Genomic DNA, 23,883 nt, shown 5'->3' on the forward strand with positions numbered 1-23,883 from the left:
ACAAGAAATCGGATCAAGTCATAAACTTGTGGATCAGGGATTAAATTTCAAGTTTTGGGTTTGATATTTTCTTAGTTCAAATCAGCTGGTTACGATTCTTTAATAAGCTGATTACTTCCTGATTTTTCCAGACTTGCTACTTTTACGAAAGTTCTCTGATGCCTTTTTCGGTTTCCATTGATTGTTTCATTATGCCCGGTACAGAACTTTTGAAACACCCAGTACTCCAAACTGCTGCTTTAAAAATGAAACCGCCCAGGATTCCCTTTGAAAATTTACCCGTTAAACTTCCCATAATAAATAAATGTTTTCCACCGATGTAAGCTATTAGCGTTAAAGATTATCCTGATGCGTAAGAAATGTCCGCAATTGTCCGCAGCTGTCTGCAGTTGTCCCTGGGTTAGTCCAATGGAAAATTATAATTTCATTAATCTTTAACTAGTTATGGTTTGGTTTTGCCTGAGTGGTGGTCGGGATGACACCAGGTTGAGAACAGGCTTTAAGCATGGCAAGTCCAAGTGATTTCAACTAGTTGTTTTGACTTGGACTTGCCATGGACTCAACTTGCTCTTACCTTGGTCTTACCCTAACGAGTACCCGGACAGTACCCGGGCAGTACCCGGCAGATATAGCTTTATTATTAAGCTATTTTGAATTTATTTACTAACAGCCCGGCCTTGTTTCGGCTGAGTCATTCCCATGCAAATTGAAAGCTTTCAGCGCAACTTGATCCGGAAAAATTGAATATTCCGGGAGTCATTAAACCAAAAAACCCTGTCATCAAATGATAACAGGGTTTTTTAATGTTTTGTCTAATTTTGCGGACCGGACGGGTCTTTATGAAAGTAGGCTAACAGCCTTTAAATGACGTTTTTTAGCTTTTTATATTAGCGACTCATGAATTACTCACTAAAATCATAGTACAATATAGCTACAATGCTAGATACTAATATACGGATAATTAGTTAATCATCGATAAATTTGTCATGATTTAAGGTCTTGGATAGTAAGTTGTCCCATTAAAAGTTTAAAAAAAGCAGATTCTCCTCCGCTACCCGGTTTAAAATTTCCAGATGTGAAATCACCATCTGCGACACTTAAATTTGAAAACACCACACGAAATTCTTCAATTGTAGGTATTCTTCCAATTTCATCACCAACTAACTGTAAGTAAACTATTTTTAAAAATCTCATTAAAGCTTTAAAAGCATTTGATCTCGGTAAGATATTTCCTTCTTGGTCTTTGCTGTTCCATGCAATAGGCCAGACCTCTTGAACGCTTTTAAAATAATTAAATATTATGATTGCTATATCATTATCTTGTTCATTTATAAAGAGGTTCCTGAATGGGTATTTTTTCAATTCTAGTTGGTCAAGACGCCGTGGTACTTTTCCTTTCATGTACAAAGTCCTGTCAGCAAATGGATCTGGCGAAATTAATTTGATCAGTGATTCTACAAATCCTGCTTGAGTAAGAGGTTCCGACGTATCTCTTCCTTTAGTTTTAACGCCTAACCTTTTGATTCTTTCAAATAGGGGGCTTCTGTCGTCAGCGCTATCTAACGCTACAGCTATTTGATGGCATGTGCGAAAGGGACTTCTCGTTTTAGATAATCCCTCCAGATCATAAACCAAACTTTTATTGACTTTTGTCTGAGCTAAATTGACTGTAGCAAATATATTTGCTTGTTCATCAACGTCTAAACCCACGAAAATTACGACATTAAATTGAAACGTACCAATTTGGTTATAAAGCACTTGGTCGAATTCTTTATTTTCATTTATAAAAGCTCCTATTCTATGCTGACCATCTAAGACTTTTGCTATTTTATCCATAGGAATAGAATCTTCGTCAAAATCAGCTTTATATGCTTTTAATGTCATGACTCCACTTTGATCGTATTCAGCGCAATTTTGATCTACAGCTAATACTATTCCGGTAGGGAATGAAGCATCAGGTGAATATAAATATTGTTTTATCTTATTAACCCTTGCTTTATCCAAAGGCCTCTGGATTCCAAGGTATTTTTCGAAATCACGTTGCTCACCTTCAATTCTACGAACGTCCGAATACGCAATTGAAACAAGCTCTTTTGCTCCTATAGTGCCGATAAAAAAGTCACCCAAGGGTTGACTCATTTGTATTACTGGGAAACTTATATCAACTTGATTCATTGTGGTTTATTTATTCCTTTTGTAAAAGATGCATTGAAATTTTCTTGCTGATTTTTTCTAACACTTGACCAATTTGAAAAACTTCCATGGTAAATGGAATAGATTCTAAGAAAAACTGAGGTCATTAGAAAGCCTAATGATAGTTTAAAATAAAGATCAAATGTATGCTGCTCTAGATTTATTCCGCTTACCCATTTATTTTTAGCAATTAAATAAAGGGTTACAGTTGCTATGTAAACTAAAATAGTAAGGAGGAAAAAAAATTTTACAAGTGGTAATCTATAGTTAGTCCCATGAGTTTTTACTATTAAATAAACAGATGGAGCCATAAAGCTTGAGCAATATGACAACATTTCTCCTGGAATAAGCTTTTCCTGAAAAGCGCTAATAAACGAATTCTGTGGAATTGCTGCAATACAAATATTTATAGCCAAAGGTACGAATGCTAGGCTTGTCATGAATAACACTTCTTCAAAGCTGTTACCCAACGCAGAAAAATTTATATCAAGGAAATATGTTTTAATGTTATTGAGCACTTTTTTCATTGTCACTAAGTTTGATTGCGTTTAATTTAGTCTACCCTATATAAAAGTTATAATTAAGATTTTGGTGGAAGTAACATCCTAATACGGTTCTATTTTTCTAGCCCTGTAACCAGTCATGTATTTCTTCTATAAAGGATAACTCTTCCCCCGTAACATAGTAAGTGTGGGAGTTCTCATTTCGAATACGATTTAGTTCTACCATCCATTTTGTTTTATTCTCTTTACCTCCGGATATTTTTTCTTCACCGGGCTTTGTAAAGGTTTTTTCAAAAAGCTTTTGCCAGGTTTTGAGGATAATCTCTCTATAATCAATCAAATGTAATTGATCCCATGGCTCCTTCTCATCATCTTCATCCTCAATATCTCTATTTTTTTTTGCTGCTAAGAGAGTTGCGTCAGAATATATTTTTTCAGGTACACCTTTTTTAAACCAATTTTTGCCGAATTCCTCTTCAAGTTTTTCTCTGACTCTTATTTTCAGGAAGGTATTTTCAATTTCTCTAATTAGTTTAAAAGCCTTTTCATTGTTTTCTTTCTCTTCTTTTTTGAGATATTCATCTAATCCTTCATAGTGTATTTCAGGATGATTTATTCGCATGGCACTTTGTAGAGTACGCCAATACTTAGCGTCACCAGAAGTGCCATAAGCTGTTTTTAATTCGGTAGTCTTAGCATCGGTAAGATCCTTATAAAAATGAATTATTGTGTCGAGATAGGTCTTTATTTCTTCGAATGTTGCTTTTACATTTGTAACGACTTTAGTATCTTCATTTTTAAACAAATGATTTAAAAGATCATTTAACATTAAAGTAATTGCATAAAAGCCTTTGTTAATAACTATTATATTACCTTCTTGCTCCCACATGTCCTCTAGACTATCTTTTAAGTAGCCAAAGCACTTAAATAAAAAATCAGAAATATTAAGATAGGCTTTGTCAAGATCACCGGTATAAAACGTGCCTAACTTTTCTATTTCGAACTTTTTGACTTTTCCAAGAAAGTCTGATCTATTTATTGCCAGATTAATATGTTCGGTAGTGATTGATCTTTTGTCCTCACCGATTGAAATTTTGCCAAAAAATGGTGATCTGCGATTTTCACCAAGATTAATCGCAATCTTGGATTTGAGTGCTTTCAATTGATCAAGCCTACTATCTGAGTCCCAAAGCAAATCAGCATCAAGTGTATTTCTTAAATCTTTTGGTACTGCTTTTTGATTTTCATTAATCTGCATAAAAAGCTTTACCTGTTCAGATCTATCTAAGTTTACCAAAGCAACTACTGGAATGGTATTACTTGACTTATATTGAGAATTAGAATAACCATACAAACGATGTTGGCCATCAATTATATAAGCTGATCTATATTTTTTAGGTAAGTGTAAGACACCGATCCTTGATATAGCATCGGGTACCTGATTGTTACTCTGATCGAACACTAACTTTTTATTTTTTTCTGAAACAATATTTATAATGATTGAATTTGGAAAATACCCTTTGTCCTCATCAATAAATGTGTGTATTTCTTTTAGCCTATTCTTTTTTATCAAACGTTGGTAGGTAGGCATCATATTTTCGTTTGCCTTATTCCTATGGAGTACAAATCCTATTTTCAATAGTTTTTCCGGTTCAATAGAAAACGAATAGTAAGTATGGCCACCCATTTTTCCCTCTATTGCGGGGATCTTGTTTTCCAGGTCAGGAATTTCTTGGCCTGCAAATAGACTTCCTAGCAATTGGTACCTTGCAGCAATTCCTATTTGAGAATGTAATAAATAATAGTAGTCAATTATCTCCTCTGAAAAATGAATTCCTTCAACACTTGCCAGCCGTTGTACATCATTATCAGAAATTCCTAATTTACTCGTTGCAAGTATGTATTTAAACTTTGGTTTAGTCAATGGAAATAGTGCAGAGATTGTATTAATTATCCCCGCTTTTTTGCTTTTCATTGCTTCTAATTCTTGCTTGAAATCACCAATTTTGTTTTTCATAGCAGACTTACATTCTACTATTAGAACGGTTTCATCATCCTTAGCAAATACATCAATTTGATGTGTCAGGTTTGGATCTTTCTTATCATAAGGTATATGAAAGTGGCGATCTTTGTTTAGCAGTTTGAAACCTAAAAGTGCAAAAATAGACCACACTTTATCTTCGAATGCTATGTCTTCAGGTTTTTTCTTGAAAACCTTAGTTTTTGTTTTTAACTCTACATTCAACTGCCATCCAGATGAGAGTTTTTCATTTAGAAGAGCTGAACCATTAACAAAGCTCTCAAAATAAGAATCCGATTTTCTAACACGTAACTGCTTAGCAATGTCATTGTCTGTAATTAACTTCCCAATAAGTTTAACTTTTAGTTCTTCGGTCATAATACTACATTGGTAAAGATATATTCACTTGTTTGGCCTCTTTCTGCTTTAGTACCTCCAATTAAGCTTGCTCTATTAAATTCAAATTGATTATCTCCCTTATGAAAAATTTCTTTGATGGTTTTGTGGGCGGCATTTGTTAGAATATAGTAAACTCCCTTATCTTTCAATTCATCAATAAGTTTACTCAACCGGATTTGATCTTCCAATGAAAATATTTTCTCATTATATTGAATGAATCCATTAAGATTGTGAGAGACCGTGTATGGAGGATCTAGAAATACTAAATCTCCGCTATTGACGTTATTTATTATATCATAAAAATCGCTTTGTTTAATACTAGTGTTCTTAAGTGCTTCCTGTGCTGATAGTAGATTTTCTTTATCAAGGAAATTCTTTTTCCTGAATCCAAAAGGCACATTATAAACCCCTTGAAGATTTACCCTATAAATCCCGTTAAAAGAGGTCTGATTTAAGTATATAAATCTAGCTGCCCGATCAGTAGGAAGATCAAAATTTAAAGATCTAATTTTATAGTACTCTTCTTCAGTATTATTAAATGACTCCAACTTATTAATAACTCCCAAAGCATCATCTTTTATTGCTTGATAAGTCTCGATCAATTCACCATTGAGATCAGAAAGGTATGAATGACCCGTTGGCTGCAAATAAAAATAAGTCGCTGCACCACCTAAAAAAGCCTCGTGATAATTATTGAAATTGGACTTTTTAACATTTTTAAGATGTTTAAGTAACCAAGTTTTTCCACCAGCCCATCTTAAAAATGGTTTAATATTTGAATCTATTTCTTCTTTTATTAACTTCATTTGTTTTTATAATATCACAGCCTTCCAACTACCAAAAAAAGTATGAATTGATAGTAATTAATTTTGTAATAAGACCAATAAGGTATTCTTTTTTTATGAGTGTGCAAAGAAACGTATAAATATTAACTTAATATTTAAAAGAAATATTTTTGAAATAGATATTTAACAAATTGCGTAAAGGGTTCATCACTATTTTATTCGGTTGAAGTTAGAGATACTAATGTGCTGTAATAATTGATTACAAAGTTAGTTTTAATGGATTGCGCCAATTAGCCCCAAAATCATTTTCCGTAAATCTTACAGCAAAACCCCTTCGGTTTTGCAAGCCGCAAATGAGCGGAGGATGCTTTTTCATTGCTTCCATAATCAAAGTTTTTTTATTTGAACTGTTTTTAGATTCTAGAACTCCAAATGTAAATATATTGGAATCCTCATTTTTACGGTTTACCGTAAATCTTTTAGTGGCTTACTGATAGAAATCTAAAAAATGCTAATACTTCAAGATACCTTACACTCCATATTATTAACGATTTCTTTTCTTCTTTTTTAACCTTTTAGCTTCCTTTATTGCCTTTGCCAATTCCTGTGCTTTCCTATTGGCTATCGCCTCGGCTCCTGCTAGAGCAAGTTGCTGAGCTTCCAGTTGCTTGGTTTTCTTTTCCATTCCTTCGGGGTCTGGATAGTACACACTATCGACTGTATAAGCTGCAATGGGATACATTTGCCGTACCATTCTGAACTTTACATCATTGTCTTTCATCCTTCCGTTGTCATTCCAAAGATAAAGGCAGATACCCGTTAAAATGGCTGAAACGGTAAAGAGGACTAATCCTCCAATGACAAACCCTTTGGTTTTATCCTCAAAGCGGTGCAGTAGCTTCACTTGAATTTCTTTAGGGAAGTTTCTGAAAAGGGATTCCTGTCTTTTCATACTATCCTCAATGGTCAATATTAGATTTTGCGTAGCGATCACTTGCTGGCTGATTTCTTCCTGGATAGGAACGGTTTTGTCCTGTTCAGCGTTTTTGATGATCAGCTCTTTTAACTCGTCAAGCTGTCCGCTATAATCTTTAACATCCATCAATTTAGCTAATATTTCTTCGGCACTCCTCATTCTTTCCCCTAATTTAATGGTGAGTTCCTGATTGTCCTGTAACTGTTCCTGTATTTCCTGTGTGTTCATCGGCTTATTCCGTTAGATTGTTCTTGATCAGTTTGCTGTCCGCGCTTCTTCTTTTTCTTCCTCTTTCTATATATTTTGGCATCGTCTTGATCGCCTGATTGAGCCGGTGCAAATTCAGGGCTTAGCAAGATTTCCAGTAAATTTTTACCACTGCTAAAGACAGGCTGACTGTCGTGCTGGTAATTTGTCCCTAGTACTTCCCTGATCTGATGCGCTACAGAAGGGCTGTTCTCTGTAAAGGCAATATGCTGCTGCTCCCTTTGCTGATTGAAATTGAGTTGTGCATTTAAATTGCCATAGCTGAATGCCCTGTCAATAGCGGAGCCTTTCATTTTAAACCCGTCTTTCTCAAATGAAATACCTTGTACTTCATTTGTACCGCTCCGCATTTTGAAGTCAATCTGTATACCTTTAGCCTGCAAATTGCTTTCTAAGCCTTTCCAACTTACAGACTGTTTGACTGCTGATTTAATGGCATCGAATAATTCATATCTTGATTTCTCCTTTCCTGTCAATGCCTGACGATTTACCTGCTGCTTTCCTTTGCCTAAATGGTAGCCGTGTTTTAGGGTGATTTCCCTACAGGCTTTGATATTTCGCCCGTAACTATTGTTATCAGAAATCGTATTCCCCTTGTTGTCTACACGGTTATAAATGATGTGCATGTGCGGATTGTTCCCATCATGATGCCTGACCATGACATATTGGGTATTGCGGATATTCATTTTCTCCATGTACTCCTTTGCCCGTTCTACCATGATTGTATTACTCAACTTTGGCAGGTCTTCATTGCTCCAGCTTAAAACCAGATGCCCCACGGCTTTACCTAACCCCGGTCTGTTTTTCCTTTGCTGGTTAAAATCCTGGGTAATTAAAAAAGCGTTTTGCATCCTCACCCCGTTAGCATCCAGGATCACAGCATCCTTCTTGTCCACTACATAGTGGACGCAACCGCCAAAGCTTTTTCCTGTAATGGGCTTACCGATCATGTTTAGTCATTTTTAACATCAGTTCATCAACCTGTGTAAGCATTGTCCGGCACTTAACGGATAAGGATAACAGCCCTTCAACGTGAGCCAAACGGGTGAGCTGATTCAGGTTGTTGGCAAGCCCTGCCAAGAGCCTATACCATCCGCTTTCCTCGGTAGAAAAGCGGGGCACAATGCCTGCACTTTTTGCCGCCCTTCTAAACCACTCGCTGGGTTTAACTCCTGCCTTTTTAGATTTATCTTCGATCAGTAACCGCTCGGTTGGGGTTAGCCTGATCATCAGGATTTCACTTCTTTTGATCCCTTTCTTTGGTCTGCCGTGCAACCGTTTTTTTGCAGGCTTTTTATTTTCATCGTTAACTTGCATCCATTTTTCTCCTTTCTCATTTTTTAATGTGACCATCGGGAGCAAACCGACATTTTTCCCCCACGGGAAAAATCGAGTGTTTTTGTATAGCAAAAACATTAACTCGCTCCTTCACTTCCTTTAAACTATGGGGCTATAGAACTTCGTCAGAAGTTCTGCAATCGGGGTAGGATTTTTGGGTTCTTCCCCGCTGGTTTCAGCTATCCTAATTTTGTCCCTCTTCATTTAACAGCCATATTGAACTGGCATTTGTCGGGTGGTAAGACGGCTCATAACTGATATACCCGAAATCGATTAAATCCTTTAAACATTTGTGATAGGTAGCAATGGATTTGATACGGGAGAAACGCATGAGCTTACTCCGGCTAACCCGTGTTGCTGCTCCCGGTGACTGATCAGTACGGAAATAAAATACCGCCATGACCAGGCACAAATGGGATGGCAGCAGACGATGATCGTCTGCTGCTTTTTTTATAAATGTGGCGGGCAGGTAATTCATACTGCTCCTCCTTCTGCTGGATTTTCACCAAGCATCTTGTTAATGTCATCGGATTTGTAGTACATAGTTCCCCCGACCTTTCTATAATCAAGCGTACCATTAATACGAAGGTTCTGTAAAGTTCCCGGTGAAATGCTTAATATCTTTCTGACCTCTGCACTTTTTAGCCAGGTCTTTGCAAACGCCTGCTGTGGCTGTAATATTTCTTTAAGTTCTGTGATCAGTTCTGATTTAAAAAGTTTTAAATCTTCCAGGGTTATAATGTCAATATTCATAATATCATATTCAGGTGAAACAATAGGTATAACTGAATAGCTGTATATCTGATCATCGGTCTATCTGGATATATCCCTATAGCTGTTAATCTGACTAACTATATAGCTGTGGGTATTGCTATATGGTTAGGTACTGTTTTCAAAAAAATGATGATCTTGGAATTGGGAGAATGTTGTTTTTTTTGGAGTCATCTGCTTACATTTTGATTTGACTCAAATGTGCAGTAAAGACCAACCCGTTCATGACCCTTCAAAAAACGAGGGTAACGGGAGTGTATTGATATATGACTTAAGCTATAGGTAAGCTACTGCCTGTCAAATAAATACAAATCGTATAGGCATTGAGAAGAAGAAAGTAAGATAAAATGCTGTTTTTAGCTTCTTTTATTAGCAGGTATGATTTTAAAGAGCTTTTTATTGTCCGGCACCTCTGCATGTTTAACATTTGATGGGTTATCCGGATCGGGAGAAAAGTATCTTTTAAGCCTGTCGTAATTGATTGGCTCATGAGCTTCGGTGAAATACTTGCAAATCAATTTCATCCAGATAGCCTGTGTTCGGGAAAACACCAGTTCTTTTTTAGCACTGACTTCTAACTTTTGTAACTCTAAAAATATATCTACAAGCGTAAGCAGATAGCCTTTAGGTATATTAATTTGGTCGGTAGTTTCTAGTAATTTGAACGCCTTTAGTTCCTCACCTTGTTTATTGAATTTATTTCGTAAGGCATTGATTTCATTCTGTAGGCGCATAATGATCTCTTTGTCCGTTTCGTGGGCGTTCCATTTATCAATGGAGATCAAAAATCCGGTAAAGCTTTTCAAATGCTTAATTTCCTTCTGATCTCTGACGTGGGTCTTACTCGTATAAATGTCTTTCTCGTTCAACGTGTGTAAACGTGTTGCTATTAAACCCCATAAAACGGTAAAAAAAGCTTCTTCATTTCCCTCTGGATGGGTTTCTAAATAATATTTCAGATGGTAATGATAAAACTCTTCCCACCGATCGGGAGCAATGGCAAAAACCCGTAAGAAAAAGTGTTTTAAGAAACAGTCCCTGTCCCATAAGAATGGCTTGCCAATGTCCAATGTGTCTTTGGAAAAATCAAAACGGTCTCGTGGGCGGAAAAACTCTAAACTCATAGGATGTGGATATATCCAAATTTAGTTAAATTCCTGTCTAATCAGAATATGACTGTATAATCTTGCCCCGCTCATTTGCGGCTTACAAAAATGGCTCTCTCTTTCAGCCCCGCTATTTTTGTGTTAGAATTTACGGAAAAGGTACTGCTATAATTTATCGGTTATATACTTAGCACGTTCTGCCAGTACGGCCTTTAGCCATTGATTCATCATATTCCTGCCTGCCTCTACAGAGGCGGGAATATCTTCTGGATCATCTTTAAAATTACACCTGATTGCCTTCCTGAATAAACTCAGGTAATGCTCTTCCAGTTCCCTGTTTACGTCATAATGTGATTCCTCTATTTCTAGGAACTGAAGAAAGAAAAAGGTTGCCCATCGGTCTTTATCACTTGGCCTGCTGTAAAAGCTGGGGAATGATACCTGATCGATAAAGGTTTGAATGAAATATTCAGGCTTGATCTGATAGATAGAACATAAGGTGTTGAAATCTTCGGATAAGGTAATATTTATAGGAGTCTCCATAGCGTTTGTTTTAGTTTGGGTTCATGGTTCGATAATGTGATAAGTAAAAATCCTGTAAGATAACAGCCCTTTCTTTCAGGTCTTGGACAATATAGAGTTCAAGGCGAAGCTGTTTTACGCGCTGGTAAAAATCAATCTCTGCATCATTAAGACTGGGAATGGAAGAGGTATCCCTGCCAAAACCATCGGCGATCTTAAAGAGAAAATCAAAAATGAAATTTCCAGACCATTTTTTTAATTGTAGGTGGGCGTGGGCATCTGCCAATGAGATTTTGCCCATAAAATATTCAAGAAATTCTTTTGGATAGCAGTTATGTAATTCGCATAGGACACAAAAATCCTTGCTTAGCCTTAAAGTGGAAAATTCATCGAGGTATAAAATATCTGAGGGAGTATGCAGCCGTTCCATTGATTTGAATATATTTTCGACAAAACAGCGGGTATAACCTCGTTTAGTGGTTGTTTTCCAGCCTTTTTTTCTCATTTCTGCAAGAATTACAATTTGTTTGATATTCTGCTCTACCAATCGCCAGCACTTTTTTATGGCCTTGCTTTTTATCGTTTTACTCGCCTTTGCTTTGACATAGTATACAATAGCATGGGATGCCTCTGAAAATCCTTCATGATATGTTTTATTGATGGTATCATAAATAGTAACGTGATCTATAAAAATCTGTAAGACTTCCGCAATATCAATTTTATAGAAACCACAGGCTACCTTAAAGTCTAATGGCACTGTGATTTGCTGAACATTTATCTTTTTCATAACTGGTACAGTATGGTTGACGATTTACACTCATTTGGTTTTCATTTTGGTGAATACATAGCAGGCATCCAAAAACTCCATGAATTGGGTATAAAAGCAAAGCATGTCTTTAGTGATCTGTTCATTCGTATATTGGGAAGAATGATGTACCCATCCCTTATATAATTCCCATAGGTTATCCCGTGTCTCATGGATAGGGAAATCATGAAAGAAAAAGTCCATTACCTCAAGTGGGTTCTTCAATTCATGGGCTTGCAATCTGGTAGGCTGGTAATTCAGCTTTTTATTGATCTTTTTCTTTTTCATGGCTTTAAACATCTATTCCTTTAAACTTTAGTTCATAGACTGTTGCCAGCCGATCGGTAAAGCTTTTAAAATGCTCCTGATAATGACATTTCAATACCGATAACTTAAAATTGTACTTTGTGAAAAAACAGATCACATGATAATCGGTAATCGAGTCCAGCAGGTAAAACAGGTTGGGTTCAGCTTCGGAATGGATAAAGAAAGTGGGGCTAAAACCGCTTGGTACATACATTTTACCCTCTGCTTTAAAGCGCAATTCCAGTTCATAGTATTCTCCTTTATTCACCAATAAAAAACAAAGCTCTGGCCTTACGGTAGAAAAGATACAGGGCAGCATATCCATTCTCCACGGTTTCCCTTTTACGTTGCGCATACCATAGGTATAGAGCCAATGTGTAAATGGTTGTCCCTGCAATAGTGGGATTGCCTTTTGCCATAATGCATAGACCTGCTTCATTGTGCTGATATTCCCCCTTTTGATCGCCCGTATCTCTTTCTCATTGGTTATATTTGCCAGCGGTTTGATGGGTGCAAGACTGAACATTTTGCGACAAATGGTATTCATCTTTTCCTGTGCAGGGGTATAGTCAAATGCAGCAACCTGATCAAGACTGGTCAGGAAAAGGTGGAACCCTTTGATCCCCGCCTTATTCTCTTTCCAGTTGCCCGTATAGGGAACAAGGAAAGGAAAATGATTGGAATGGTTAGCGCTCAAACAGGTGTCAGCAAGGCAATAACCTATAGCAAAGTAATTCAGGTGGTTAATGGGATCTTGTTGTGTGACCGTTTCAAGGGGGGCGGTAATCAGCTTGTTTTTAAAATAATAAATCAGTCTCTGCCCCGGTTTATAAAAGAAGGCATATTTAGGCTTTCTTTTAATGTCCATTCCAGCCCTGTCATTGATCACCGTCAGGTATTTGCTCTTACCTGTTTTTGGATCGAAAAAATCCGGCCAGTAATATTTATCAAAATTATAATGGGCATGATGATACATAAAATTATATAAGGCAAAGTAGGCGTAACGGCTCAAATAAGTATGATCAGTATCTACACTGCAACTGATCCTTAATTCAGTTTGCAACACCCTGATATAAACCCGTTCTTCCTTTTCTTCCCCTAAACTGATACCTAAAGTCAATACCTCGTTCTGAAAGGAAATAGTTCTTTTCCTGATCATCAGATAAGGGCGCTCAGGAAATCTAAATTCTGAATGTTTATTTAAGGTATCAAGGGTTAGTTTAACTGTACCTGCTTCCAATGGCAGGGTGTAATAGTGATATTCTCCGGGGTTGGTGATTTCCTTAATCAACTTTCACCTCGCTTTCTGCTATAAGTTCTTTATGCAAAAGGGCTTCATTTTTCAGCTCTTCAATTTTTGCAACGCACATATCTCTTACTAGACTTACAAAAAAAGAAGTACGCTCAAACAGGCTTTGGGCATCCTGTTCTGAAACTGAATAACCAGTTCCATAGCGGGAACCGGAATAGCTTTTCATCAGCAGGTCAAAGAGCCTTTCATCTTCCCGGCTACCTGATAAAAACGTTTTAATGGGCTTGTCAGAAAAGGAACCGCATAAGCGTAACATGCGCAATAAATTGTGTACTTCTGAACGGTAACCAAGATGCACCCTAATCAGCAGGATACAGCATTGTTCTACTACTTGGTGAAGCATAAATGTGGAGATTTTAAAATCCTGCTTAGCAAGACATTCTGTTGCACCATGTAAAAAACCTTCCGCCAATGGCATACGGTCTTTAAAATGTTTCAGTGCCTTATTTGCAGCATGTGTAGGAATAAATTTTCCGGTAAAATCAAATTGCCCCATACCATCATAGCTGTATAAAAGCTGCCCGGTGGTATAAACGGTTATAAAAAATCTGCTGTTGGCTTTGATCGCCTCTAAAATGGACTCCTGACCATGACAAATGATAGAAACATTACCATTTCGGTAACGGACATTTGTAAACTCCTGAACTTCGTGATCAATGCGGATACTGGTTTCTGTCACCATCAGTAAGCAATAGTTGCAATGATGGGTGTTCTGCTGATCCCGGAAACAACCAGTGTTTTCCGATAATAGATTGGTTTTGGCAAAGCAGAAAATCTGTAGAGGTTGAAACTTCTCAACCAGGGACTGAACAAACGTTTTGAAATAGTTTGCCTGCTGATCTGCTGCTGAAAGAATGTGCATTTCCATATATTCTCATTTTAGTTGGTTACACTATAAATGAGTCTTGATGTGGTTGTCTGCACATGATAAATGTGGGGACTGCCAACCGTGGGAACATATAAAGTTTCTGACGCCTTACGTGACACGGAATTACAGCAGCCCCCACATCTATTTCGAAGCACAAATATAGTACTTCTACACATAGACATGGGTATTTCTGCTGTCTTGCATCACGGCGTCAGAATATATGTTCCGCAAGACTCTTATTATTACCTGTTTAATCTTAAACCAAATATACTAATTATTTCAATTAAACCAAATACATAGTCAAATTGAAATGATTTACATAAGATAATTTGTCCCATGAGTAATCTTGTAAGAAATATCATCGGAAATAATGTGAAGTCTCTTAGAATAGCGCTAGGCCTATCTCTACTGAATTTTTCAATAGTTACAGAGCTTTCAAAAGCCAGTGTAATCAATATAGAGTCGGGAAAAACGGGTTATAATTTGAATTTATTGGATAATATTATACTCTTTTCGAGGCAAAGCCTAAGTGATTTATCTAATGAAAATTATGTACCCACAGATGATTTGAGGGATAAATTAATTAACCACTACAAGAATAACCCTGAATTTATCAGCATATTAAGTCAAACACCAGAAATCGTGTATGCCGTCAAGTATAAACTTCTAAAAAGTGATTTTATAAATAGCCCTAAAGAAATCAATGAGATTAAAATTTTCTTTGAACAATTTGGCTGGAAATATTTAGGAACATCTATATCCAACACTTTGAAAAGGCTACCTGCTAAAATCCTTATCAGCAAGCATCCGTCGAAAAAGAATACACATGTCTATTCAAAAATATAAGGTGATCCAATGTACGGGTCGTAGTTTTATTAAAAATTAAACATAACAATAAAGGGAATGATCAATCCGATCATTCCCTTTATTGTTATGTTTACCTATAACCGGACGAATGCCGGACGAATGCATATTTGGAAAATATGGACAGAAACGCCATTACAGCTAATAATTAGCTCATAAATAAGGCTCTTACCGATAAAAACCGGACGAATACCGGACGAATAACCAACATTACTTAAGTGAATATTTAGTTAGTTTCCCTTTGCCAATTTTATTTACGACACCCTTGTCAATTAACTCCTGTAATTCAACAGCAGAGATTGATTTTCCAATATTATTTATTTCCTGATATTTAGCATTGGTTAGTTCTTGGGCATCTCTTAAATATTCAACAGCCTTTATCTGTCTTTCATTTAGCCCTATTTGATTGAGGTATTCTTTAGAATATGATTCTTTTAAAAAGGTAACTTGAAAACCACCTGAATTTTCTTCAAAGATAGGTTCTGGCAAACCATCACCTTTTAAAGCATCGATCATTTTTTCTATACCACGGCCCCATGATTCAATATATCCAGCTTTAAAAAACACTTCTGCAATGTTTTTATTCCTAGCTCTTGAAGGATGCTTACTCTTTAACTTTTCAATTGTCAGATCTTCAGATAATTTTCCTGGATTCCAGAGTATAATTTTGTCATCGTATATACTCATCTGAATAGTAGAATCTGTGTAGTCCTTATGTACAATGGCATTTAAAATAGCTTCTCTAATTGCAGCATCCGGGTATTCTGGCTTTTCAATTCTTTGAATACCTTCGTAGCTAATAGTTGAGATAATATATCGTTGTTTTAACAGCGTGATAACAGCCTCCACCATATCGAAAATATTTCCCTCTACTGTATCTTGGAATTTTAATTCAGAATCTGAATCGCCAAATTTTCCTATTTTAAAATAACTGGTAACGAAAAATTTCTTTGGGTTTTTGCCAAATAATAAAATGGCTGCTGCTTTTAGTTCGCCATCAGGCGTGATCAACTGTAAATTTTCTAGCAGGGTAGGTATATCATCTTTTTCTGCTTCTTTATAAATCCTTCCACTTTTAACAGCTGCTTTAACAAAGGAAGCGATACTTTTAATATCTAAGTCCTCAATCTTTGCGTTACTAATACCTATATCATCCCATGTTCTGCCTATTTTTTTCAGCAGGAACTCATGAAGTGCCGCACCCTTTAATTCTTGTTTTGTACTGCCTGAACGAAAATGATAAGCTCCATGATACGAAATCGGCATTGGGCTTACTGGTACAACTATTTCAATGTATTCTTTGCCTTTATCCTTTAGAAGATTGACATCAATCACTAATCCCAAATGATTAACAGCCTTATTTGGAATATCATCCATTAGCTTTTTAGGATCATCAATACCAGTAACAATGCCATTATCATTAACGCCAATATATATTTTTCCTCCCTGAGCATTTGCAAATCCACAAATCCATTTCAGATATTCATCCCGCCAGGATTGTTTGTATTCAATGTTTTGATGTTCGCTCATGTTTTATATTGTTTGAAGAAAAGATTGACATCTGGTTATGACTGTAAAATTACACACAAATACTGGAAACGTGGTAAGGCGATTTAGGGGAACTTTTCAATCTTTCCATATCTTCACCTACTTTGTTATCCATGATCTTAGCATAAATCTGTGTCGTTTTAATACTCGCATGACCAAGCATTTTACTGACGCTTTCCATCGGAATACCATTTCCCATTGTTACGGTGGTAGCAAAAGCAACTCTGGCAACCTTAAACGTCAAATTCATATCTACACTGCTTATGTCAGCCACTTCTTTTAAATAGGCATTCATTTTTTGGTTGCTGTTCATAGGTAGTACCCGGTCAGTACCAGCACAAAGAGGATGATCAGCATACCGTTCAATAATTTCTAAAGCGATTGGCAATAATGGAACATTACAGGGAATACCAGACTTATGCCTTTTTTTAATGATCCATAATGAACCATCAACGCCAGTGACCACTTCTGATCTCTTTAGTTCTACAAGGTCAATAAAACTTAATCCGGTATAACAGCAGAAAATAAAAGCATCACGAACTATTCTTAGCCGCTCTATGGCAAATTCTTTATTGTAAATGGCTTGTATATCGGTAGGAGTAAGAATGACCTGTTGAACCTTTGTAATCTTGTTTTTATGACCACTAAATGGATCATAGGTCATCCAACGATTCGCCAGGCAGATCCGTATCACTTTACCAAGATTTTTAAGATGTTTTACCGCTGCGTTATTTGCACAACCGCATTTACTTCTCAAATAAAAATCAAATTCGGTAATAAAATAGTTGTCTACCTTTTCAACGAGCAGATCAGAAACTTTAAATTTATGCAGGATGAAAGAGGTTGTATGCATTAAAGTAGTATTGTACTTACTTAGCGTTCCTTCTGTGAAGTCTTTTCCTATCAATGCTTCCATCTTATCATTATGATCTTGAAAAGCAGTGAGCAGGGTATGCGCTTCTTCTTCAACGCCTAAAAACTTGTTTTTAAGGGATACCGCTGTAATCTCCTTATCTGCTTTAAATAGGTCGGTATGCGCCTGATCTACCTTGTCTTCAACTATTTTAAGATAGGCATTGATTGTTCTGGCATCTTCTTTTTTTCCGTCTACGCGGTTAATCTGTGGATTCCAGCGTTCTGGCTCACACTGTTTTCCGATGGATAATTCTTTAGGTACTCCATCTACAGTAATACGCATGTAAATTGGCATGGAACCGGCAACATAGTTTTTTGGCTTCTTCAAATAGAAGAGCAGGCTAAAAGTGTTTTTCATCTTTTTCAGATTAGAGTTAAACAAAATTAGCGTTGCAGCTATGGGCAGTCAAGACGTTCATATTATGAATTAGCTTGTAAATCAATAACTTACAAGTGTTTTAGTGAGTAGGGCATCCGCCTGCATTGACTCACTGAATGTCTCACTGTGCATATGAGAAAAATTGAATATTTCGGAGAGGCCGTAAATCAAAAAAGCCCTTAATCGTGTGATTAAAGGCTTTCTGAATGTTTTACTACTTAAATTGCGGACCGGACGGGACTCGAACCCGCGACCTCCGCCGTGACAGGGCGGCATTCTAACCAGCTGAACTACCGGTCCGTCTTTCCCTTTCGGGATTGCAAATATAGGAACTATAATTACAATTCAAAATTAATATTTCAATTATTTTTGAATAAAAACCTAACTCATTAAGCTACAGAGCCCTCTTTCATCTTTTCTGCATTCTCAGCGAACTGTAACGCATCAATAAGCTCTTGTACGCCACCATCCATCACCCCATTCAGGTTATATAACGTCAAACCAATACGGTGATCCGTTACTCTTCCCTGTGGATAATTATAGGTTCTGATCTTAGCTGAACGGTCACCAGTAGATACCATCGTTTTACGTCTTGAAGCAATATCCCCATTACGTTTCTGCAATTCGATATCATATAACTTACTACGTAACATCTCCATCGCAATCTCTCTGTTACCTAATTGTGAACGTTCCTGCTGACAAACAACAACCATACCTGATGGCCTGTGTGTCAACTGTACTTTGGTCTCTACCTTATTTACGTTCTGTCCACCCGCACCACCTGAGCGCGAAGTTTGCAGATCAATATCAGCAGGGTTCAAATAGAAATCGATTTCCTCAGCCTCAGGCAATACCGCTACCGAAGCAGCTGAAGTATGTACCCTTCCCTGTGTTTCTGTATCAGGCACACGCTGTACACGGTGTACACCAGACTCATATTTCAATTGTCCGTATACATCTTCTCCGCTAACTTTCATGATTACCTCTTTGTATCCGCCGGCTGTACCTTCAGTAACATCCACAACTTCAACTTTCCAGCGTTTCTGCTCGAAGAAACGGGTATACATCCGGAATAAATCACCAGCAAATAAAGCTGCTTCATCACCACCAGTACCACCTCTGATCTCGAATACTGCATTTTTAGAATCTTCAGGATCTACAGGGATCAGCATCAGGCGAACCTTTTCCTCAATCTCTTCCTGTTGTTTTAACAGTAAATCCAATTCTTCCTTAGCCATTTCACGCATCTCCGCATCCTTCTCAGTCAGCAGGATTTCTTTGTTGGCGTCAATGTTGCTCATTACATTTTTGTAAACCAGATACTCATTTACAATCTTGCTTAAATCTTTATATTCTTTATTTAACTGGGCAAAACGTTTCATATCCTGCATAGTATCAGGATTAGTCAATTGCTCTTCTACATCTTCCCAGCGAATTTTTATAGCTTCTAATTTCTCTAACATAATCTTTTTATTCAGCAAATAAATAGCTGCTCAGCTCCTTTAAACAATGTTTCCACCGTTAATTCCTGGCTCATTTGGCTGGAAATTACCGGATCAGAAAGGCATACTGAAGCACTTGGTATTTATAGGATTACAAAAATAAGGAATTTCGGTGAAATATAGGATTGTTTTTCAAGGACAGTCAGGCCACGCAACTAATAATTGGTCAGCACATTAGTACAGATTTTACTCCCCTGCCTTCTCAAAATACTTTAAACTCAACTCTTCACCGTCAAAAACAGCATAAGAATTAAATCCAAACCACTCTCCGATATTGTAATATTTGCTTCCTTTACCCAGGTCAACGATCATCGGTAAATGACGGTGCCCATAAATGAAATAATCATAATGCTGTTTTTCCAGCACTTCCCTCGAATATACCGCCAGCCACTCCTTATCCTCACCCAGAAAAACTTCTTCTGTAGCCGTATTCACAATCCGGCTATGCCCGGACCAGCCCGTAGCGATTCCTAAACCAATTCTTGGTGGAAGGACAGAAAATAACCACCTGCAAACCGGGTTCCGGAAGAATTTCCGCAGCACCCGGTAACCCGCATCCCCAGGCCCCAGGCCATCGCCATGATGCAGATAAAAACTTTTACCACCTCTATGGATAACCAGCTCATCACTAACGATCTGTATTCCCATTTCTTTGGTAAAATAATCATCCACCCACATGTCGTGGTTCCCCTTAAAAAAATAAATTTTAACACCAGCATCAGACATGGAAGCCAATTTTCCGAGTAAACGGATATATCCTTTAGGTACAACGGTTTTATACTCAAACCAAAAATCAAAAATATCTCCCATCAAAAATAACTCTGCACAAGTTGGTTCAATGGCATTAAGCCAGCGTACAATCCTGTCTTCACGAAGACGGCTTGCAGCATGATTTGGTGAGCCTAAATGAAAATCAGAGGCAAAATATATGTTCTTTTTCATCAATATTCAAAGATAGTCAACCATTTTATCAATCATGTTCAAAAATATTTTTTACTGGCAATCGCCCTTAACCCTATAATAAAATGAATACTTAACCCATTAGATCAGTCAACTTTGTCAAATCAGCCTCAATTTTGAATCAAATGCAGACAATTGAGAATCATTACAAACAAATTTTGTAAATTCGCAACAAATTTAAATACATGATTTCTACAGATATAGCCATCATTGGCGCCGGACCCGTAGGTTTGTTTGCTATTTTCGAAGCAGGTTTGCTTAAAATGCGTTGTCATTTAATTGATTACTTACCTCAGGTTGGAGGTCAGCTTTCCGAAATTTATCCTAAAAAACCTATATATGATATCCCTGGTTATCCGAGTGTATTAGCTCAGGAACTGGTTGATAACCTGGTAGAACAAGCTAAACCATTTCACCCTGGTTATACTTTGGGCGAACGTATTGAAGGCCTGGAGAAACGTGGCGAAGGTGATTTCGTCCTGACGACCAACATGGGTACGATCATAGAAGCCAAAGTTGTAGTAATTGCTGGTGGATTAGGTTGTTTTGAACCTCGTAAACCTGTGGTATCCGGATTGGAGCAATTTGAAAACGGACGTGGTGTAAACTATATGATCCTTGATCCAGAGCAGTACCGCGGACAAAAAATGGTAATTGCAGGTGGTGGTGACTCTGCATTGGACTGGACTATATTCCTGGCTGATATTGTAGAAGAATTAACACTTGTGCACCGCAGCGAGAGCTTCCGTGGAGCACCAGACTCTGTAGCTAAAGTAATGCAACTGGCAGAGAGCGGAAAAATCAATCTTGTATTAAACAGTAACCTGGGTGCCGTAACAGGAACAGGCAAGCTGGAAAAGGTAGAGATTGTACATAACAAAACGCTTGAAAAAACTATCGTTGATGCCGATCATTTGATTCCTCTTTTCGGATTAAGTCCTAAATTAGGCCCGATTGAGCAATGGAACCTGAATATTAATAAAAGTGCGATTGAAGTTAACACTGATGATTACTCGACTAACATCCCGGGTATTTATGCAATCGGTGATATCAATACTTATACAAATAAATTGAAACTAATCCTTTGCGGATTCCACGAGGCTGCATTAATGAGTCACAGTGCTTACCAGTACATGAACCCTGGTATTAAATACACTATGAAATATACGACAGTTAACGGAGTAGCAGAATTTTAAATAATGGAAGAAAATAATATTACCGTACACGTTCAGAACCCTGATGGCACTTTAACTTCACTGGAAGCCCCTGTTGATATGGGATTAAGCCTGATGGAGTACCTTAAAGCGTGTGAATATGATATTTTAGCTACCTGCGGCGGGATGGCTTTATGCGCAACCTGCTGTGTGGATGTTTTGGAAGGTGAAGACAAGTTAAAGGAAATGACAGATGACGAATATGCCATGCTGGATACTTTACCTGACCTTTTACCGAATTCAAGATTAGCTTGTCAGTTGCAATTAAGCCACGAAATGGACGGGCTGGTTGTCAAGCTGCACGGTACTGACTAATTACTATCTGCCGGTGCTGCAATTACTTTTGCAGGATCACCTATAGTTTTATAAGTACCCTCACCTTTTAATATTGCAAGCATTTTAGTGGAATTGCCAAGCACTGATTTAGCGGCTTCCAATTCCTTATCATACTGGAATGCTTGCACTATTTTACCTTTCTCAAAATAATACCTGCTTACAATCTGTGTTTCAAGTATTCTTTTAATTTCTGCCTTGTGCGTAAATATCTCTGTTTTTTTAGCTACCAGCATCTTAGCTTTCAGCTCTTCCAGATCCTTCTTAACCAGTGACAGTTTTTGTTCTTTTTCCGCTTCAGTTCTTAAATCTGACAGTAATCTTTCTGCTGTAGAAGTATAAGAATAATCCTTACCATCCAGCGAATTTGCAAAAGCAGTATAATCCTCTTCCGACACCTGGAAATCTGTAGCCGGGCTGATTGTCGCATGGCTCTTTTTATAAGCATTGGCGAAATCAAAGAACATGCTCTTACTAATTAAAGAAATCGTTATCGGACTCAATTTGACAGCCCCTACCTCCACATCAGGATAAACACCACTTCCATTATAGACGATCCTTCCCGTCTTAGTATTGTATTTCGCGATCAGGGAGTCTGCCATTTTCACATTTTTCCCTTCTTTATTTTTATGCGCATAATCTACCGCCTGAATACATCTTCCTGAAGGCGTAAAATACTTGGCTACTGTAACTTTCACCAGGCTATTATAAGGCAGGTTGAAAGTTTGCTGAACCAGCCCCTTACCATAACTGCGTTGTCCGATCACCACACCTCTGTCCAGATCCTGCAATGCTCCTGCTACTATTTCTGAAGCCGAGGCAGAAGAACCATTGATCAATACCACCAGCGGAAGATCCGGCAGCAGCGGCACATTACTTGTTTTATAATTGATTGTTTTTTCAGGATTGCGGCCTTTTTGGGTCACTACAACCAGATCTTTATTGACAAACAGATTGACAATTTTTACAGCTTCCTGCAAGATTCCTCCTCCATTATATCTCAGATCAAGGATCATTCCTTTTGGATGTTGTTTATTCAACTCGATTGCTGCGTCCTGTACTTCCTGCGCAGAATTCTCCAGAAACTTATCCAGCCTGATATAGGCAAGGTCACCGACCATCCCAGAATAAGAAACATTAAGTTGTTTGATTTCGTCTCTGACCAGCTGTTTTTGAATAACTGTCCCCTCTCTGACCAAAAGCAGATCTACAGCAGAACCACGCGGGCCGCGAAGCAAACGGCTCACTTCCGCACGTTCTTTTCCTTTTACTTCAATGCCGTTGATCTTTACGATCTGATCGCCAGGCAGAACGCCAAGTTTAAATGCCGGATAACCTGCACTCACTTCATTTACAAAAAGTTTGCCTTCGATAAAAACTGTACTTGCACCGATACCGCCAAACTGTGTGCTCACATATTTCAGCTTATAATCTTCTACTTCAGATTCAGGAATATAGGTAGTATAAGGATCTAATGTATCCAGCATTGCATCAATACCGCTTTTCATTAAATCCCCGGCATTGGTTTCATCCACATAATTGATGTTAATCTCCCTGTATAAGGACGCGAAAATGTCCATATTTTTAGATACCAGGAATAGATCCTCCTTAAAAGACCAGGTTAAAGACGCAAATGCAATAAGTGCAAATAGAAGTGCAAACTTGTTTCTTTTCATGGGCACGCGGATAAGTTAAAGAGGATGGCTTTGCCTATTGCTTACAATCTGTTTCCGTTAGGATCAGCAAGCGCCTTATTGATGGTAAATTCAACATATCTGACATCCCTTTTTAATAAAGCAGTCAATTGATTAACCAGCTGATCTTCCTGACCAGGTGCAAATATTAAATTCTCTTTAGCTAAATCTCTATACTTTCTAAGGACTTTGATTTTAACTCTTTCTGCTGATTCAGGAGTGAACGTAAAGCTTGCCATAATATATTCTTTCCCGCAAAAATATGAAAAAAAAACAGCAATAACCCAACAAAGCACCTTCTAT

General features: G+C 37.5%; 24 protein-coding genes and 1 tRNA gene. 3 read left to right on the plus strand and 22 right to left on the minus strand.

All coding sequences use genetic code 11. The features are described 5' to 3' along the window. Nucleotides 1–984: 984 nt before the first annotated feature. From HDE70_RS19375 to HDE70_RS19445, 15 genes are all read right to left on the minus strand, one after another. Nucleotides 985–2,175: a DGQHR domain-containing protein gene (locus tag HDE70_RS19375; RefSeq protein ID WP_183891595.1), complete on the minus strand. Its 1,191-nt coding sequence runs from the start codon at nt 2,173–2,175 to the stop codon at nt 985–987. Next, nucleotides 2,172–2,720, minus strand: coding sequence for a hypothetical protein (locus tag HDE70_RS19380; protein ID WP_183891596.1), 549 nt, complete (start codon nt 2,718–2,720; stop codon nt 2,172–2,174). Before HDE70_RS19380 ends, HDE70_RS19375 begins: the two co-directional genes overlap by 4 nt. 97 nt (nt 2,721–2,817) lie before the next feature. Further along, complete coding sequence (locus HDE70_RS19385) at nt 2,818–5,094, minus strand: DGQHR domain-containing protein (protein WP_183891597.1); 2,277 nt, start codon at nt 5,092–5,094, stop codon at nt 2,818–2,820. After that, a complete protein-coding gene (locus HDE70_RS19390; protein WP_183891598.1) occupies nt 5,091–5,921 on the minus strand; it encodes a DNA adenine methylase in 831 nt (276 codons plus the stop codon). The genes HDE70_RS19385 and HDE70_RS19390 overlap by 4 nt, the downstream gene beginning before the upstream one ends. A 523-nt stretch (nt 5,922–6,444) precedes the next feature. Continuing rightward, nucleotides 6,445–7,104: a hypothetical protein gene (locus HDE70_RS19395; protein WP_183891599.1), complete on the minus strand. Its 660-nt coding sequence runs from the start codon at nt 7,102–7,104 to the stop codon at nt 6,445–6,447. Continuing rightward, nucleotides 7,101–8,093 carry a relaxase/mobilization nuclease domain-containing protein gene (locus HDE70_RS19400; protein WP_183891600.1) on the minus strand — a complete coding sequence of 331 codons (993 nt, stop codon included), beginning with the start codon at nt 8,091–8,093 and terminating at the stop codon, nt 7,101–7,103. The genes HDE70_RS19395 and HDE70_RS19400 overlap by 4 nt, the downstream gene beginning before the upstream one ends. Next, nucleotides 8,083–8,496, minus strand: coding sequence for a plasmid mobilization protein (locus tag HDE70_RS19405; protein ID WP_183891601.1), 414 nt, complete (start codon nt 8,494–8,496; stop codon nt 8,083–8,085). The genes HDE70_RS19400 and HDE70_RS19405 overlap by 11 nt, the downstream gene beginning before the upstream one ends. A 169-nt stretch (nt 8,497–8,665) precedes the next feature. After that, complete coding sequence (locus HDE70_RS19410; RefSeq protein WP_183891602.1) at nt 8,666–8,959, minus strand: hypothetical protein; 294 nt, start codon at nt 8,957–8,959, stop codon at nt 8,666–8,668. Next, nucleotides 8,956–9,234 (minus strand): helix-turn-helix domain-containing protein, encoded by a 279-nt coding sequence (locus HDE70_RS19415; protein ID WP_183891603.1) that lies wholly within the window; start codon nt 9,232–9,234, stop codon nt 8,956–8,958. Before HDE70_RS19415 ends, HDE70_RS19410 begins: the two co-directional genes overlap by 4 nt. Before the next feature lie 374 nt (nt 9,235–9,608). Further along, nucleotides 9,609–10,376, minus strand: a complete 768-nt coding sequence (locus HDE70_RS19420; RefSeq protein ID WP_183891604.1) for a hypothetical protein — start codon at nt 10,374–10,376, stop codon at nt 9,609–9,611. Between the two features lie 147 nt (nt 10,377–10,523). Then, nucleotides 10,524–10,901 (minus strand): hypothetical protein, encoded by a 378-nt coding sequence (locus HDE70_RS19425; RefSeq protein WP_183891605.1) that lies wholly within the window; start codon nt 10,899–10,901, stop codon nt 10,524–10,526. A gap of 10 nt (nt 10,902–10,911) precedes the next feature. Beyond that, the gene (locus HDE70_RS19430) at nt 10,912–11,667 is read right to left on the minus strand and encodes a hypothetical protein (protein WP_183891606.1); all 756 of its coding nucleotides are present in this window, start codon (nt 11,665–11,667) and stop codon (nt 10,912–10,914) included. A gap of 30 nt (nt 11,668–11,697) precedes the next feature. Then, nucleotides 11,698–11,973 carry a hypothetical protein gene (locus HDE70_RS19435; RefSeq protein WP_183891607.1) on the minus strand — a complete coding sequence of 92 codons (276 nt, stop codon included), beginning with the start codon at nt 11,971–11,973 and terminating at the stop codon, nt 11,698–11,700. A 4-nt stretch (nt 11,974–11,977) separates the two neighbouring features. Further along, nucleotides 11,978–13,282, minus strand: coding sequence for a hypothetical protein (locus tag HDE70_RS19440; protein WP_183891608.1), 1,305 nt, complete (start codon nt 13,280–13,282; stop codon nt 11,978–11,980). Next, nucleotides 13,275–14,171, minus strand: coding sequence for a HEPN domain-containing protein (locus HDE70_RS19445; protein WP_183891609.1), 897 nt, complete (start codon nt 14,169–14,171; stop codon nt 13,275–13,277). The genes HDE70_RS19440 and HDE70_RS19445 overlap by 8 nt, the downstream gene beginning before the upstream one ends. Before the next feature lie 336 nt (nt 14,172–14,507). On the opposite strand from HDE70_RS19445, the gene HDE70_RS19450 reads away from it, so the two are divergent. Further along, on the plus strand, nt 14,508–15,017 hold the full coding sequence (locus HDE70_RS19450) for a helix-turn-helix domain-containing protein (RefSeq protein ID WP_183891610.1): 510 nt from the start codon (nt 14,508–14,510) through the stop codon (nt 15,015–15,017). Nucleotides 15,018–15,245: 228 nt separating this feature from the next. On the opposite strand, the gene HDE70_RS19455 is transcribed toward HDE70_RS19450, so the two are convergent. The 5 genes from HDE70_RS19455 to HDE70_RS19475 form a co-directional block, all read right to left on the minus strand. Further along, nucleotides 15,246–16,565, minus strand: a complete 1,320-nt coding sequence (locus tag HDE70_RS19455; RefSeq protein ID WP_183891611.1) for an ATP-binding protein — start codon at nt 16,563–16,565, stop codon at nt 15,246–15,248. A 49-nt stretch (nt 16,566–16,614) separates the two neighbouring features. Then, on the minus strand, nt 16,615–17,856 hold the full coding sequence (locus tag HDE70_RS19460) for a site-specific integrase (RefSeq protein ID WP_183891612.1): 1,242 nt from the start codon (nt 17,854–17,856) through the stop codon (nt 16,615–16,617). Nucleotides 17,857–18,103: 247 nt separating this feature from the next. Next, a tRNA-Asp gene (locus HDE70_RS19465) sits at nt 18,104–18,177 on the minus strand. An 89-nt stretch (nt 18,178–18,266) separates the two neighbouring features. Next, nucleotides 18,267–19,340 (minus strand): peptide chain release factor 1, encoded by a 1,074-nt coding sequence (gene prfA, locus HDE70_RS19470; protein ID WP_183868400.1) that lies wholly within the window; start codon nt 19,338–19,340, stop codon nt 18,267–18,269. 225 nt (nt 19,341–19,565) lie between these two features. Beyond that, complete coding sequence (locus HDE70_RS19475) at nt 19,566–20,321, minus strand: UDP-2,3-diacylglucosamine diphosphatase (RefSeq protein ID WP_183891613.1); 756 nt, start codon at nt 20,319–20,321, stop codon at nt 19,566–19,568. A 203-nt stretch (nt 20,322–20,524) separates the two neighbouring features. Here HDE70_RS19475 and HDE70_RS19480 point away from each other — a divergent pair, with 203 nt between their 5' ends. Together HDE70_RS19480 and HDE70_RS19485 are read left to right on the plus strand one after the other, a co-directional pair. Continuing rightward, entirely contained in the window at nt 20,525–21,535 is a 1,011-nt protein-coding gene (locus tag HDE70_RS19480; protein WP_183868402.1) for an NAD(P)/FAD-dependent oxidoreductase, read from the plus strand. Between the two features lie 3 nt (nt 21,536–21,538). Beyond that, on the plus strand, nt 21,539–21,868 hold the full coding sequence (locus HDE70_RS19485) for a 2Fe-2S iron-sulfur cluster-binding protein (RefSeq protein ID WP_068405051.1): 330 nt from the start codon (nt 21,539–21,541) through the stop codon (nt 21,866–21,868). On the opposite strand, the gene HDE70_RS19490 is transcribed toward HDE70_RS19485, so the two are convergent. Together HDE70_RS19490 and HDE70_RS19495 are read right to left on the minus strand one after the other, a co-directional pair. Next, the gene (locus HDE70_RS19490) at nt 21,865–23,562 is read right to left on the minus strand and encodes a S41 family peptidase (RefSeq protein ID WP_183891614.1); all 1,698 of its coding nucleotides are present in this window, start codon (nt 23,560–23,562) and stop codon (nt 21,865–21,867) included. The genes HDE70_RS19485 and HDE70_RS19490 overlap by 4 nt on opposite strands. 41 nt (nt 23,563–23,603) lie before the next feature. Continuing rightward, nucleotides 23,604–23,819 carry a hypothetical protein gene (locus HDE70_RS19495; protein WP_111636124.1) on the minus strand — a complete coding sequence of 72 codons (216 nt, stop codon included), beginning with the start codon at nt 23,817–23,819 and terminating at the stop codon, nt 23,604–23,606. Nucleotides 23,820–23,883: the final 64 nt, after the last annotated feature.

The organism is Pedobacter cryoconitis (assembly GCF_014200595.1).
Classification (GTDB): Bacteria; Bacteroidota; Bacteroidia; order Sphingobacteriales; family Sphingobacteriaceae; genus Pedobacter; species Pedobacter cryoconitis_C.

Excerpts from the sequence above, each read along its gene's own strand:
- HDE70_RS19375 (WP_183891595.1), bottom strand. The coding sequence starts at position 2,175 with ATGAATCAAGTTGATATAAGTTTCCCAGTAATACAAATGAGTCAACCC.
- HDE70_RS19380 (WP_183891596.1), bottom strand. The coding sequence starts at position 2,720 with ATGAAAAAAGTGCTCAATAACATTAAAACATATTTCCTTGATATAAAT.
- HDE70_RS19385 (WP_183891597.1), bottom strand. The coding sequence starts at position 5,094 with ATGACCGAAGAACTAAAAGTTAAACTTATTGGGAAGTTAATTACAGAC.
- HDE70_RS19390 (WP_183891598.1), bottom strand. The coding sequence starts at position 5,921 with ATGAAGTTAATAAAAGAAGAAATAGATTCAAATATTAAACCATTTTTA.
- HDE70_RS19395 (WP_183891599.1), bottom strand. The coding sequence starts at position 7,104 with ATGAACACACAGGAAATACAGGAACAGTTACAGGACAATCAGGAACTC.
- HDE70_RS19400 (WP_183891600.1), bottom strand. The coding sequence starts at position 8,093 with ATGATCGGTAAGCCCATTACAGGAAAAAGCTTTGGCGGTTGCGTCCAC.
- HDE70_RS19405 (WP_183891601.1), bottom strand. The coding sequence starts at position 8,496 with ATGGTCACATTAAAAAATGAGAAAGGAGAAAAATGGATGCAAGTTAAC.
- HDE70_RS19410 (WP_183891602.1), bottom strand. The coding sequence starts at position 8,959 with ATGAATTACCTGCCCGCCACATTTATAAAAAAAGCAGCAGACGATCAT.
- HDE70_RS19415 (WP_183891603.1), bottom strand. The coding sequence starts at position 9,234 with ATGAATATTGACATTATAACCCTGGAAGATTTAAAACTTTTTAAATCA.
- HDE70_RS19420 (WP_183891604.1), bottom strand. The coding sequence starts at position 10,376 with ATGAGTTTAGAGTTTTTCCGCCCACGAGACCGTTTTGATTTTTCCAAA.
- HDE70_RS19425 (WP_183891605.1), bottom strand. The coding sequence starts at position 10,901 with ATGGAGACTCCTATAAATATTACCTTATCCGAAGATTTCAACACCTTA.
- HDE70_RS19430 (WP_183891606.1), bottom strand. The coding sequence starts at position 11,667 with ATGAAAAAGATAAATGTTCAGCAAATCACAGTGCCATTAGACTTTAAG.
- HDE70_RS19435 (WP_183891607.1), bottom strand. The coding sequence starts at position 11,973 with ATGAAAAAGAAAAAGATCAATAAAAAGCTGAATTACCAGCCTACCAGA.
- HDE70_RS19445 (WP_183891609.1), bottom strand. The coding sequence starts at position 14,171 with ATGGAAATGCACATTCTTTCAGCAGCAGATCAGCAGGCAAACTATTTC.
- HDE70_RS19450 (WP_183891610.1), top strand. The coding sequence starts at position 14,508 with ATGAGTAATCTTGTAAGAAATATCATCGGAAATAATGTGAAGTCTCTT.
- HDE70_RS19455 (WP_183891611.1), bottom strand. The coding sequence starts at position 16,565 with ATGAGCGAACATCAAAACATTGAATACAAACAATCCTGGCGGGATGAA.
- HDE70_RS19460 (WP_183891612.1), bottom strand. The coding sequence starts at position 17,856 with ATGAAAAACACTTTTAGCCTGCTCTTCTATTTGAAGAAGCCAAAAAAC.
- prfA (WP_183868400.1), bottom strand. The coding sequence starts at position 19,340 with ATGTTAGAGAAATTAGAAGCTATAAAAATTCGCTGGGAAGATGTAGAA.
- HDE70_RS19475 (WP_183891613.1), bottom strand. The coding sequence starts at position 20,321 with ATGAAAAAGAACATATATTTTGCCTCTGATTTTCATTTAGGCTCACCA.
- HDE70_RS19480 (WP_183868402.1), top strand. The coding sequence starts at position 20,525 with ATGATTTCTACAGATATAGCCATCATTGGCGCCGGACCCGTAGGTTTG.
- HDE70_RS19485 (WP_068405051.1), top strand. The coding sequence starts at position 21,539 with ATGGAAGAAAATAATATTACCGTACACGTTCAGAACCCTGATGGCACT.
- HDE70_RS19490 (WP_183891614.1), bottom strand. The coding sequence starts at position 23,562 with ATGAAAAGAAACAAGTTTGCACTTCTATTTGCACTTATTGCATTTGCG.
- HDE70_RS19495 (WP_111636124.1), bottom strand. The coding sequence starts at position 23,819 with ATGGCAAGCTTTACGTTCACTCCTGAATCAGCAGAAAGAGTTAAAATC.